Here is a 13,035-nt window from a genome sequence, read left to right as displayed (position 1 = left end):
ATTTCATCGACTATAAGCCTAGTGTTAACCACTTGTAAATAATATCGAGTAGTTGTTTTGCTCGCTCAACAATTGGATCACACACTATGAAACTCAATAAAATAATCACCACCGCAGGTTTAAGTCTAGGGTTGCTCTTACCTAGTATTGCCACAGCTACGCCCACCACATTTGTGCATTTGTTTGAATGGAATTGGCAAGATGTAGCGCAAGAATGTGAACAGTATTTAGGACCAAAAGGCTATGCTGCAGTGCAGGTATCGCCAGCTAATGAACACATTACAGGAGGCCAATGGTGGACACGCTATCAGCCTGTAAGTTATGAACTGCAAAGTCGTGGCGGTAACCGTGCACAGTTTATTGATATGGTAAATCGCTGTAGTGCAGCTGGGGTTGATATTTATGTTGATACGCTTATTAACCATATGGCAGCAGGAAGTGGCACAGGCACAGCGGGTAATAGTTTTGGTAATAAAAGCTTTCCTATTTATAGCCCACAAGATTTTCATGAAAGTTGTACCATTAATAGCTCTGATTATGGCAACGATCGCTACCGAGTACAAAATTGTGAACTCGTTGGACTTGCCGATTTAGATACCGCTTCAAACTATGTGCAAAATACCATTGCAGCATATATTAACGACTTACAAGCTATTGGCGTAAAAGGTTTTCGGTTTGATGCTTCTAAACATGTTGCCGCAAGCGATATCCAAAGTTTAATGGCCAAAGTAAATGGCTCGCCAGTGGTTTTTCAAGAAGTGATTGATCAAGGTGGAGAGGCTGTTGGCGCCTCTGAATATTTAAGCACTGGTTTAGTAACTGAATTTAAATATAGCACTGAGCTTGGTAATACTTTTAGAAACGGCTCGCTTGCATGGCTAAGTAATTTTGGCGAAGGGTGGGGCTTTATGCCTAGCTCTTCTGCGGTGGTTTTTGTAGATAATCACGATAATCAACGTGGTCATGGCGGCGCTGGTAATGTAATTACCTTTGAGGATGGCCGCTTATATGACTTAGCTAATGTATTTATGTTGGCTTATCCGTACGGTTATCCAAAAGTAATGTCGAGTTATGATTTTCATGGTGATACAGATGCTGGTGGGCCAAACGTACCGGTACATAATAATGGTAACTTAGAGTGTTTTGCTAGTAATTGGAAGTGTGAGCATCGCTGGTCATATATTGCAGGCGGGGTCGATTTTAGAAATAACACCGCCGACAATTGGGCAGTAACAAATTGGTGGGATAACACGAATAATCAAATATCATTTGGCCGAGGTAGCTCGGGTCATATGGCTATTAACAAAGAAGACTCAACACTCATTGCAACGGTGCAAACAGAAATGGCGCCTGGGCAATACTGTAATGTGCTAAAAGGCGAGTTGTCGGCTGATGCTAAAAGTTGCAGTGGCGAGGTTATAACGGTTAATTCCGACGGTACTATTAATCTCAATATTGGTGCTTGGGATGCAATGGCAATTCATAAAAATGCCAAGTTAAATACAAGCTCTGTGCCAAATACAGGGAGTGACTGGCAACGCACGGTTATTTTTATTAATGCACAAACGCAAAGTGGACAAGATATGTTTTTGCGCGGTGGTGTAGATCACGCTTATGCAAACGCAAATCTGGGTCGAAATTGCCATACAAGTAATTTTGAGTGTGCAATGCCTATTCGTCATAATAATTTAAAAAACGTGACAACAAGCCCTTGGAAAGCAAATGATAACTACCTTGATTGGTATGGCATAGAAAATGGGCAAAGTAGCGAAGCAGAAGGTTCTGCGACCGACTGGACAACGAATGTTTGGCCAGCAGGTTGGGGCGCTGAAAAAACGGTAAACACAGATGGTTTTGGTGTGACATCTTTAAATATATGGGGCGAACACTATTGGATGCTTGATGTAGATATGGATTGCAGTAAAGCGGTTAATGGATGGTTTGAACTAAAAGCATTCATTAAAAACGGCCAAGGATGGGAGACTGCTATTGCTCAAAACAATACACCTTATACAAGCACTAATCATATGGCGCAATGCGGAAAAATTAATAAATTTGAGTTTAATAACTCAAGTGTAGCTATTCGTAGTTTTTAAAAAATAAATAAAAAGCCTATATTTGAACCTAAGCCTAAGCTAATGATTATTAGTTTAGGTTTTTTAGGTACTGTTCTTTCATAGTGTGTTTATAAATCACCTGTTATGATTCACTCATTAGTTACATTGAATTAAGACAACACAATGAAAAAATTAAATAAAATAATACTACTAAGTACATTCTCTGCGGTTGTTTTGGCAAGCCAAAGTGCACTGGCAGCCATGACCCCAGTTGGGCTTTGGAAAACGATTGACGAGGATACAAACCAAGCTAAGTCGTATGTACGTATTACCCAAACCAACGGTACTTTAAGCGGTAAAGTTGAAACTATTTTAGACCCTACAAAACAAAATGATATATGCAATAAATGTGATGATGAGCTAAAAGATCAGCCTATTTTAGGAATGACTATTATTACTGATGTAAAAGCTGAGGATGATGACGTTTGGGGAGATGGCGAAATACTTGACCCAACAAATGGTAAAACCTACACCTTACAGCTCACAGTGCAAGATGAAGGTCAAAAACTTGAAGTACGTGGTTACATTGGCTTTTTTTTCCGTAACCAATATTGGCTAAGGGTTGAGTAATTACTTTGTAGCGTAGCAATAATGGCTACGCAATTTTAATTAAAGCGTTTCGCCGTATTCAGTCATTACTTGTTCAACCCAAGTCGCAATACGCTCATCACTTAGCTCGTATTGGCTGTCTTCGTCCAGTGCGAGCCCTACAAATTGTTTACCATCGGGAGTTAGCGCTTTTGAAGCTTCAAACTCGTAACTACTGTCGTTGGACCAAAAACCAAGTTGGGTAAATGTTTGCGTATTTATTTCGTCGTGCAGCATCCCTAGCGCATCTTGAAACCACTGCCCGTAACCTTGCTGATCGCCCATGCCAAATAAAGCAATGGTTTTACCGGTTAGGTTTACGTCGGCTATGTCGTCCCATTTTGACTCCCAGTCTTCTTGTATTTCACCAAAATCCCATGTTGAAATACCAAAGATGATAAAGTCGTACTGCTGCGCATTTTTTAGTGGCTCGTCTTTAATATTGTGCAGGGTAACTATATCGGCACCAATAATGTCGCGAATCTTTTCTGCTGCCATTTCGGTGTAGCACGTAGTAGAACCAAAAAATAAACCAATTTGCATCGTATTTATCACTGTGTAATTGCCTGATATGATAGGCTCAAGTTTACCGTAAGGTATTTTTAATTGATACCTTAGCAAAGCATGAGAGCATAATGTGACAACGCTATCTGATGATTCTTTTGAAAATGACAGCAGTATGAGCAGTAATAGCGACTACCTAGAAACCTTTTTAGATAGCCTGTACTTAGAGCAAGGCGTAAGCGAAAACACATTAAGTGCTTATCGCAGCGATTTAGATAAGTTTTGCCTATTCTTAAAGGGCGAAAATTTAATGACGGTAACCGGGCTTGATATAGAAGGTTACTTAGCTCACAGAGTTGATTTAGGATTAAAACCACGTAGTACGGCACGCAGTATTAGTGCGCTAAAGCGTTTTTATCAGTACTTTGTGCGCGAAAAAATAATTAGTGATTCGCCCATGCTAAATATTGCTCAACCAAAAGCAGGGCAGTCGTTACCTAAAACACTCTCAGAAGCTGAAGTTGAGGCATTGTTAAATGCGCCCAATACAGAAGAAGCGATGGGACTGCGCGATAAAGCGATGCTTGAACTACTTTATGCAACGGGTTTGCGTGTAAGTGAGCTTGTTGGGTTGCGTATGGAGCAAATTAATTTGCGCCAAGCTGTGGTGTTTGTAAAAGGTAAAGGTAATAAAGAGCGCTTAGTGCCACTTGGCGAGGAAGCCATGTACTGGCTTGAGCAATTTTTAAAGGTCGGGCGTGCGCAAATGATAAAACACGCCACCGATTTTGTGTTTCCGTCTAAGCGCGGTGTTGGCATGACGCGACAAACCTTTTGGCATAGAATTAAACACTATGCTATTTTGGCAGCAGTTGAGTCTCCAATATCGCCCCATACAATGCGCCATGCTTTTGCTACGCATTTATTAAACCATGGGGCAGATTTACGTGTGGTACAAATGATGTTGGGCCACAGTGATTTATCAACCACACAAATTTATACCCATGTTGCTAATGAACGTTTAAAATCGGTGCATGCGCAGCATCACCCGCGTGCTTAATTTGAAATTAAATAGCACTAAGCCGGTCAATTTATAAGTACTTTTGGAATAGAGAAAATTATGAAAAAATTAATGTTAGCAGGTGCCATGTTGTGCACAAGTATTAGTGCATTTGCAAATAGCGTTGCTGTAGCTCCTGATGCTAATGATCCTATAGTTACTAAATTTGCGACTTTAGGCGTAACGGTTAAGCAAATTAACCCAAGTCCAGTTGCAGGGTTAAAAGAGCTCATTACCAACAAAGGCGTGCTTTACGCAAGTCCAGATGGTCAATTTTTAATGCAAGGTACGTTAATCGATTTGAATAATCGTAATAACCTAACTGAGCAAGCATTAAACGGCGTGCGCGTTGAAGGCATTAAAGAATACGAAGATTCGATGATTGTGTATAAAGCACCAAACGAAAAGCACAGCATTACCGTATTTACTGATATTAGCTGTGGCTACTGTCGTAAGTTGCACCGTGAGCTAGATGATTTACTCGATGAAGGTATTACCGTTAAGTATCTTGCATTTCCGCGTGGTGGGCTACAAGGTTCTGGTTATGCTGATTTAATGAATGTGTGGTGTGCTAAAGATCAGCAAGAAGCACTGACTGAGGCTAAATCGGGCGCAGACACTAAAGTAATTGCAGGGTGTAATGCACCAGTTGCTGAGCATTACCAGCTAGGTCAAAGCTTTGGTATTAGCGGCACGCCGGCTATTGTTTTAGAAGATGGTACGATGATCCCAGGTTACCAGCCTGCAGCAGCATTAAAAGCAGCATTAGATGCTAACAAAGCGTCGTAATACGTTTTATAGTTAATAAAAAGGCCTTAATGGCCTTTTTTTGTCTTTTTAGTACGACTCAATAAGTTAAAACTCTGCATGAAAAAACTAATCATTGCGCGTGAAAACGTTGACGACTCGCATTTACCGAGTAATTTACACCCTGTAATTAAACAAATTTATGCTAACCGCAATGTATTCAATGCCGAAGAGCTAAATAACAGCGTAGCTACGCTTCACGACTTTAAATTGTTCAAAGACATCGACAAAGCCAGCGATTTATTAATTGAAGCATTAAAAGCGCAAAGCCAAATATTAATAGTCGGCGATTTTGATGCTGATGGCGCAACGAGTACGGCCACTTTAATGCAAGGCCTTGAGATGTTTGGTTTTAAGCATTTAGATTACTTAATTCCGGACCGGTTTAGCTTAGGTTATGGCTTGAGCCCCGCACTTGCAGAGCAAATAGTACAAATTAAGCCTGATTTAGTGATCACCGTAGATAACGGCATATCGTGTATTGCCGGTATTAATATTTTAAAAGCGGTTGGCATAAAAGTGCTGGTAACAGATCACCATTTACAAGGTGAGCAGCTGCCAAATGCCGATGCAATAGTAAATCCAAATAGGCACGAATGTAACTTCCCGTCTAAATCTATAGCAGGCGTTGGCGTTGCTTTTTACTTACTGATAGCACTGAGAAGCGTAATGCGAGACCTTGGTTATTTTGAGCAGCAACCGCCGCCTAATTTAGCTAACTTGCTCGATATTGTAGCGCTTGGTACGGTTGCTGACGTGGTCGCACTTGATGCAAATAACCGCACCTTAGTACATCAAGGTTTAGCACGTATTCGCAGTGGTAAAACACGCCCTGGCATCACCGCGCTTATTGAAGTGGCTAACCGCAATGCAGCGCGCTTAAGCGCAAGCGACTTTGGCTTTTCACTTGCGCCGCGTTTAAATGCAGCAGGGCGATTAGACGACATGAGTTTGGGTATAGCGTGCTTGCTCAGCACCGACATAAACCAAGCGCGCAGTATAGCGAGCGAGCTCGATAGCTTAAACTTTGCAAGGCGCGAAATAGAACAAGGCATGCAAGTGGAGGCACAAGCTGTGCTTGATAGGCTCGCATTTAGCGACGATAGCATCCCTGATGCTATTTGTTTGTTTCAAGATGATTGGCATCAAGGTGTTATTGGTATTTTGGCTGGTCGCTTGAAAGAAAAATACCACCGTCCAACCGTTATTTTTGCTGGTGGCGAAAACGGTGAAATTAAAGGCTCGTGCCGCTCTATTGAAGGGCTACACATGCGCGATTTACTCGAAGGACTCAATACAGCCGACCCACACTTAATTAATAAATTTGGTGGCCACGCAATGGCAGCTGGTTTAAGTATTAACGAGCAGCACTTTAACGACTTTAAAAAAGCGTTTGATGCCGCAGTTAGCGCGCAACTGAGTGAAGAAAGTAAGCGCTGCATTGTATTTACTGACGGTGAGCTGCCAAACGACTGCTTTACTATGGAGTTTGCTCAACTATTAAAGCAATCGGGCCCGTGGGGGCAGCAATTTCCTGAGCCAGTGTTTGAGCACACCTTTGAAGTAATACAGCAGCGCATAGTCGGCGAAAAGCATTTAAAGCTCGTTTTAAAGCATCAATCAGGGAGATTAGTAGACGCCATTGCCTTTGGTATTGATGTAAAAGAATGGCCCGACACAGAAGCGAAGTTTGTAAAAGTAGCGTACCAACTCGATATAAATGAGTTTAGAGGTAAATTTACACTGCAATTAATAGCCAGAGAACTTGAAAAAGTGTACTAAAAAATATGCACAAAGCATGCATAAAAGGCTAATAAAGCGCGCGGTTTTTTGTTAAAATCGGGCGTTTTTATCATTTGACGATAATTTATTGCGAAAATCCCATGTAAAGGGGCGCAATTACCTAGCCATTTTGGAGTAATGACCATGTTTGAAGTGAATCCTGTGATTAACCAAATCAAGGAAATTCGCGAACGTACTGAATTGCTTCGGGGGTACCTTTGACTACGCTCTTAAACAAGAACGCTTAGAAGAAGTTAACGCCGAACTTGAAGATTCAGCCGTATGGAATGAGCCTGAACGCGCACAAGCGCTTGGCCGTGAAAAATCAGCATTAGAAGCCGTTGTTGAAACAATCGACAACCTTGTAGCCGGTACTGATGACGTTGAAGGTTTACTTGAACTTGCAGTAGAAGCTGAAGATCAAGATACCTTTGATGAAGCACAAAGCGAACTCGCTGATTTGAATGCGCAGTTAGAAGGCTTAGAGTTTCGTCGTATGTTTTCAGGTCCTCATGACTCAAACGATGCGTACCTTGATTTACAATCGGGTTCTGGCGGTACTGAAGCACAAGACTGGTGTAACATTCTACTTCGTATGTACTTACGTTGGGGCGAGGCTAAAGGCTTTAAAGTTGAGCTAGTTGAAGCAACCGACGGTGATGTTGCTGGTATTAAAGGTGCAACAGTTCGCTTTGTTGGCGAATACGCTTACGGTTGGTTACGTACAGAAACAGGCGTTCACCGTTTAGTACGTAAAAGCCCATTTGACTCAAGTGGTCGTCGTCATACTTCGTTTGCTTCTGCGTTTGTATACCCAGAGATTGACGATAACATTGAAATTGATATTAATCCGTCAGATCTACGTATAGACGTTTACCGTGCATCAGGCGCGGGTGGTCAGCACGTTAACACCACCGAATCGGCGGTTCGTATTACTCACGTACCAACAAACACCGTAGTGCAGTGTCAAAACGAGCGTTCACAGCATAAAAATAAAGCCCAAGCGATGAAGCAGTTAAAAGCTAAATTATTTGAGCTTGAGCTACAGCAGCAAAATGCTGAAAAACAAACCCAAGAAGATGCTAAATCTGATATTGGTTGGGGTAGTCAAATTCGTTCATACGTACTTGATGACGCACGCATTAAAGATTTACGTACCGGCGTTGAAAACCGCAATACCCAATCGGTACTTGACGGTAACTTAGATAAATTTATTGAAGCCAGCCTTAAATCTGGCCTATAACCACCAAGCTAATAAAGAGCTAAAAAATGACTGATAAAATCCAAGACGAAAACAAGTTAATCGCTGAGCGTCGCGGCAAGTTAGACGCGATACGCGAAAATTGCCCAGCCAACGGTCATCCAAACCAATTCCGTCGTGAGCATTACACGGCTGATTTGCAAGCCCAGTTTGGTGATAAGAGCAAAGAAGAATTAGTAGAGATGCAAGAAGTTGTGTCTATTGCTGGACGTATTTTAGCAAAGCGTGGACCGTTTTTTGTAATTCAAGACATGAAAGGTCGCGTACAAGCGTATGCATCTAAAGATGTTCAAAAAGATCTTAAGGAAAAATATGGTCAGCTAGACACTGGCGATATTATTGGTGTTAAAGGCGCGTTAAATAAATCAGGTAAAGGCGATTTATACGTAGAAATGACTGAGTATCAATTATTAACTAAGTCACTTCGTCCGTTACCTGAAAAATTCCATGGCTTATCGGATCAAGAAACTAAGTACCGCCAACGTTACGTTGATTTAATTACTAACGAAGCAACGCGCGAAACATTCCGTATTCGTTCACAAGTAGTTGAAGGCATTCGTCGCTTTTTAGCAGAGCGTGACTTTATGGAAGTAGAAACACCTATGCTACAGGTTATACCTGGTGGTGCGTCTGCGCGTCCGTTTGTAACTCACCATAACGCGCTTGATATCGACATGTACTTACGTATAGCGCCAGAGCTTTACTTAAAGCGCTTAGTGGTAGGTGGTTTTGACCGTGTGTTTGAAATTAACCGCAACTTCCGTAACGAAGGGTTATCTACACGTCACAATCCAGAATTCACAATGATTGAATTTTACCAAGCATACGCTGATTACATCGACCTGATGAACATCACCGAGGACATGCTACGTACAGTTGCAACTAACGTATTGGGTAGCCCAATTGTTATAAATACAACGAAAGACGAAAACGGCGAAGTAACTGACTCGGTTGAGTATGACTTTGGTCAACCGTTTACACGTTTAAGCATGAGCGATGCAATCTTAAAGTATAACCCTGAGTTTGATGCTGTGGTATTTAATGACCCAGAAAACCACTTTGACGAATTAAAAGCGTACGCTAAACAAGTGCACGTTAAAATTCCTGAAAACTGTGTTTGGGGCCCAGGTAAGTTTTTGTGTGAAATATTTGAAGAAACAGCAGAGCACATGCTTATTCAACCTACGTTTATTACTGGCTACCCGTGGGAAGTATCACCACTTGCACGTCGTAACGACGAAAACTCATTTGTTACAGACCGTTTTGAGTTTTTTGTTGGCGGTCGTGAACTTGCAAATGGTTTCTCTGAGCTTAATGATGCACAAGACCAAGCTGAGCGCTTTACTCGTCAAGTTGAAGAGAAAGACGCAGGCGATGATGAAGCAATGCATTACGATGAAGACTACATACGCGCACTAGAGTACGGCTTACCGCCAACGGCTGGTGAAGGTATTGGTATTGACCGTTTAGTAATGTTGTTTACTGATTCATCAACAATTAAAGACGTTATTTTGTTCCCGCATATGCGTCCACAAGCTGACTAAGCTTTGAGTAAAACAAAGTAAGTTAATAAACGCCGCCTAATCGCGGCGTTTTTGTGTTTAAAGCCTAGACAATAAAGGTATGCTTTTAACAAGGTACTTCGTAAATAAAAAGATGTAATTTGTTAATTGTTTTTGATTAGGGTGGCGCTGTTTTTATAAACTTAAGTATTTGATATTGTTTATTTTGATTCTTTTAAACAAATTTGGTTAGTATTATAACTTTTTATTATGACTGTTTTTTAAACATTTCGTTGTATTTATGTAACTTTTTTAGCTACACTATGGCGAAAATTTAAGCGGCCTAGGTTGTACGCTTTAACTAAGAATAATCAAACGGACTTATAGAATAATAAAATGAAAAATAAACGCGTTGAAGAGTCGTCAGAGCTCTGTACGACAGAGCAAGAACGACAAGCCTACTATAGAGCCTGTATTGCTGAGTTTCAGCAATTGGGGTATCAAGAGCAGTACCTTGCAAACCTAACAGATGAGTTAGTACCAGTTGAAGGTATTAATCCTCACTCTGAGGACTCATAAGTCGCTTAATTTTCAAACTAATTACACTTTAAAACCAAGCATATGTGCAATCTATAACCATATAGTCGTTTTTGGTAGAAAAGTGTTTGACATATTTTCTGAAATCTTTATTATACGCCCCACAAGACGGAGAGGTGTCCGAGTGGCCGAAGGAGCTCCCCTGCTAAGGGAGTATAGAGTTTGTAGCTCTATCGAGGGTTCGAATCCCTCCCTCTCCACCATTTCTTTTAATGGCGTGTTTTGTAAAATTTTAAAGTATGGGTGCATAGCTCAGCTGGATAGAGTACTCGGCTACGAACCGAGCGGTCGGAGGTTCGAATCCTCCTGCGCCCACCATACTTTAATAACTCTGCTTAGAGTCTAAATAAGTAAACTATAAAGTGGGTGCATAGCTCAGCTGGATAGAGTACTCGGCTACGAACCGAGCGGTCGGAGGTTCGAATCCTCCTGCGCCCACCACTTTATAGACTCTGCTTAGAGTATAAATAAGCTAAACTCTCACTTAGAGTCAAAATAAGTAATAGTAAAAATGAAAGTGGGTGCATAGCTCAGCTGGATAGAGTACTCGGCTACGAACCGAGCGGTCGGAGGTTCGAATCCTCCTGCGCCCACCACTTTCATGTTTTCATACACTTTTAAGTGTAAGAAAAATAAACCGATGGAAATCGGTTTTTTTATGCCTGAATTTATACGCTCTGCTTAGAGTTTAAATAAGCAATCTATGAAAGTGGGTGCATAGCTCAGCTGGATAGAGTACTCGGCTACGAACCGAGCGGTCGGAGGTTCGAATCCTCCTGCGCCCACCACTTTCATAACAAGCCGACATTAAGTCGGTTTTTTTGTGCCTAAAATAAAGTGAAATGTAAGCTACCACTCCTGTAGCCGCAGAGCTTGCTCGCGTGAGAAGCGACAGCTTCTAATCACTTACCACCGATATAACTGATACTTTATTTACGAGCTTCGCTCGTCGCGTCAGCAAGCTGTTCGCCTACAAGTAAAAACAGCTCTAATCTTTAAATCTAAACTCCAAGTTTATTTATCCGTTGTAGACGCTGAGCTTGCTCGCGTGAGAAGCGCCAGCTTCTAATTACTTACCACCGATATAACTGATGCTTTATTTACGAGCTTCGCTCGTCGCGTCAGCAAGCTGCACGCCTACAAGTAAAACCAACCCAATCTTTAAATCTAAACTCCGAGCTTATTCATCCGTTGTAGACGCAGAGCTTGCTCGCGTGAGAAGCGGCAGCTTCTAATCTATAAAATTCACAGCACGTTTACGAGCTTCGCTCGTCGCGTCAGCAAGCTGCACGCCTACAAGTAAAACCAACCCAATCTTTAAATCTAAACTCCGAGTTTATTTATCCGTTGTAGACGCAGAGCTTGCTCGCGTGAGAAGCGCCAGCTTCTAATCTATAAAATTCACAGAAAGTTTACGATCGTTGTTCGTCGCGTCAGCAAGCTGCACGCCGACAAGTAAAACCAACCCAATCTTTAAATCCAAACTCCGAGCTTATTTATCCGTTGTAGACGCTGAGCTTGCTCGCGTGAGAAGCGGCAGCTTCTAATCACTATATCTAAGTCCACTTAACCCCTTTCTAAAGCTGCTCTTTAATATTACCTATGTTATTTTAAACACCTTGTTTAAAAGGATATTGCAGTATGTTTAAAACCCTATTTATTACGTTATTTTTTATTTTTAGCGCCATTTTTATTGCAAGCGTGCAAGCCAACGAAGTTAACAACTCACTTGTAGTAGGCGCGCAGCAATATGCTAAATATTTACCGCAGTTAAAAAATAAACGTGTAGGGCTAGTAGTCAATCAAACATCAACAGTAGGGCAAACTCACTTGGTAGATGCGCTGCTGACTAAAAATATTAATATAACTAAAATTTTTGCACCTGAGCATGGCTTTCGCGGCGATCACGATGCGGGCGCACATGTAAAAAATGCCGTTGATGGTAAAACTGGTATTCCGCTTATTTCTATTTATGGTAAAAATAAAAAACCAAGCCAAGCTGCTTTAGTCGATGTTGATGTGATTATTTTTGATATTCAAGATGTGGGAGTGCGTTTTTATACCTACATAAGCTCTATGCACTACATGATGGAAGCCGCTGCAGAGCAGGGGATAGAATTTTTAGTACTCGACAGACCCAACCCAAATATTGCCTACGTTGATGGGCCAATATTAGAGCCACAATTTAAATCGTTTGTAGGCATGCACCCAATTCCTGTGTTACACGGTATGACCGTTGGCGAACTTGCCAAAATGATCAAGGGTGAGGGCTGGATCAATAAAGCGCCCGCTTTAAAACTAACCGTGATCCCTGTTGATCATTACACTCGCAAAAGTACTTACAGCTTGCCTATAAAACCCAGCCCTAATTTACCTAACGATCAAGCCATTGCGCTTTATCCGTCGCTTTGCTTTTTTGAAGCAACGCCTATCAGCATTGGTAGAGGTACCGACTTTGCATTTCAAGTAATTGGCTATTCGCCAGTTGCATTAGGTGATTTTAATTTTACACCGCGCGCAATTAAAGGCGCTGCTTTAAACCCTAAATTTAAAAACCAAACCGTGCAGGGGCTCGATTTAAGACAAGCAAATATTTCAGGCCTAAATTTAACTTACTTAATAAATGCGTACACGGAACTTAGTAAAAACAACATCTCGTTTTTTGAGCGCGCTGACTTTATGGATAAGCTAGCGGGTACTAATAAATTGCGCTTAGCTATTGAAGCAGGGCAATCAGAAGCGCAAATAAAACAAAGCTGGCAGGCGGGGCTTGCGCAATTTAAAGCGCAAAGAGCGCCTTACTTGTTATATAAATAA

At 41.5% G+C, this 13,035-nt stretch carries 10 protein-coding genes and 5 tRNA genes; 14 read left to right on the top strand and 1 reads right to left on the bottom strand.

What is annotated here, in order from left to right:
• Positions 1–86 precede the first annotated feature (86 nt).
• A complete protein-coding gene (locus AOR04_RS14655) occupies positions 87–2,096 on the top strand; it encodes an alpha-amylase (protein ID WP_096793751.1) in 2,010 nt (669 codons plus the stop codon).
• A 144-nt stretch (positions 2,097–2,240) separates the two neighbouring features.
• On the top strand, positions 2,241–2,687 hold the full coding sequence (locus AOR04_RS14650; RefSeq protein WP_007376472.1) for a DUF2147 domain-containing protein: 447 nt from the start codon (positions 2,241–2,243) through the stop codon (positions 2,685–2,687).
• 39 nt (positions 2,688–2,726) lie between these two features.
• On the opposite strand, the gene fldB is transcribed toward AOR04_RS14650, so the two are convergent.
• The gene (gene fldB, locus AOR04_RS14645; protein ID WP_007376471.1) at positions 2,727–3,248 is read right to left on the bottom strand and encodes a flavodoxin FldB; all 522 of its coding nucleotides are present in this window, start codon (positions 3,246–3,248) and stop codon (positions 2,727–2,729) included.
• A gap of 94 nt (positions 3,249–3,342) precedes the next feature.
• Here fldB and xerD point away from each other — a divergent pair, with 94 nt between their 5' ends.
• The 12 genes from xerD (at position 3,343) to AOR04_RS14585 (ending at position 13,035) form a co-directional block, all read left to right on the top strand.
• Positions 3,343–4,269, top strand: coding sequence for a site-specific tyrosine recombinase XerD (gene xerD / locus AOR04_RS14640; protein ID WP_008136396.1), 927 nt, complete (start codon positions 3,343–3,345; stop codon positions 4,267–4,269).
• Between the two features lie 60 nt (positions 4,270–4,329).
• Positions 4,330–5,058: a bifunctional protein-disulfide isomerase/oxidoreductase DsbC gene (gene dsbC / locus AOR04_RS14635; protein ID WP_008136397.1), complete on the top strand. Its 729-nt coding sequence runs from the start codon at positions 4,330–4,332 to the stop codon at positions 5,056–5,058.
• Positions 5,059–5,136: 78 nt separating this feature from the next.
• Positions 5,137–6,858: a single-stranded-DNA-specific exonuclease RecJ gene (gene recJ, locus AOR04_RS14630; RefSeq protein WP_096793750.1), complete on the top strand. Its 1,722-nt coding sequence runs from the start codon at positions 5,137–5,139 to the stop codon at positions 6,856–6,858.
• Positions 6,859–7,002: 144 nt separating this feature from the next.
• Positions 7,003–8,101 (top strand): peptide chain release factor 2 gene (prfB, locus tag AOR04_RS14625; RefSeq protein ID WP_096793749.1). Its coding sequence is split into 2 segments (ribosomal slippage): positions 7,003–7,077 and positions 7,079–8,101, totalling 1,098 coding nucleotides; the frame shifts between segments, so codons are not numbered across the junction.
• 26 nt (positions 8,102–8,127) lie between these two features.
• Positions 8,128–9,663: a lysine--tRNA ligase gene (lysS, locus tag AOR04_RS14620; RefSeq protein WP_096793748.1), complete on the top strand. Its 1,536-nt coding sequence runs from the start codon at positions 8,128–8,130 to the stop codon at positions 9,661–9,663.
• A gap of 354 nt (positions 9,664–10,017) precedes the next feature.
• On the top strand, positions 10,018–10,200 hold the full coding sequence (locus tag AOR04_RS14615; protein WP_007376465.1) for a hypothetical protein: 183 nt from the start codon (positions 10,018–10,020) through the stop codon (positions 10,198–10,200).
• Positions 10,201–10,328: 128 nt separating this feature from the next.
• Positions 10,329–10,421: transfer RNA gene (locus AOR04_RS14610), tRNA-Ser, on the top strand.
• 38 nt (positions 10,422–10,459) lie between these two features.
• Positions 10,460–10,536, top strand: a tRNA-Arg gene (locus AOR04_RS14605).
• Positions 10,537–10,582: 46 nt separating this feature from the next.
• Positions 10,583–10,659 (top strand) — tRNA-Arg (locus AOR04_RS14600).
• Between the two features lie 78 nt (positions 10,660–10,737).
• Positions 10,738–10,814: transfer RNA gene (locus tag AOR04_RS14595), tRNA-Arg, on the top strand.
• A 115-nt stretch (positions 10,815–10,929) separates the two neighbouring features.
• Positions 10,930–11,006: transfer RNA gene (locus AOR04_RS14590), tRNA-Arg, on the top strand.
• Positions 11,007–11,859: 853 nt separating this feature from the next.
• Positions 11,860–13,035 (top strand): exo-beta-N-acetylmuramidase NamZ family protein, encoded by a 1,176-nt coding sequence (locus tag AOR04_RS14585; RefSeq protein ID WP_096793747.1) that lies wholly within the window; start codon positions 11,860–11,862, stop codon positions 13,033–13,035.

Origin of the sequence: Pseudoalteromonas sp. 1_2015MBL_MicDiv (assembly GCF_002407505.1) — a bacterium.
GTDB lineage: Bacteria > Pseudomonadota > Gammaproteobacteria > Enterobacterales > Alteromonadaceae > Pseudoalteromonas > Pseudoalteromonas fuliginea.
This window is presented reverse-complemented; position numbering and strand designations above follow the sequence as displayed.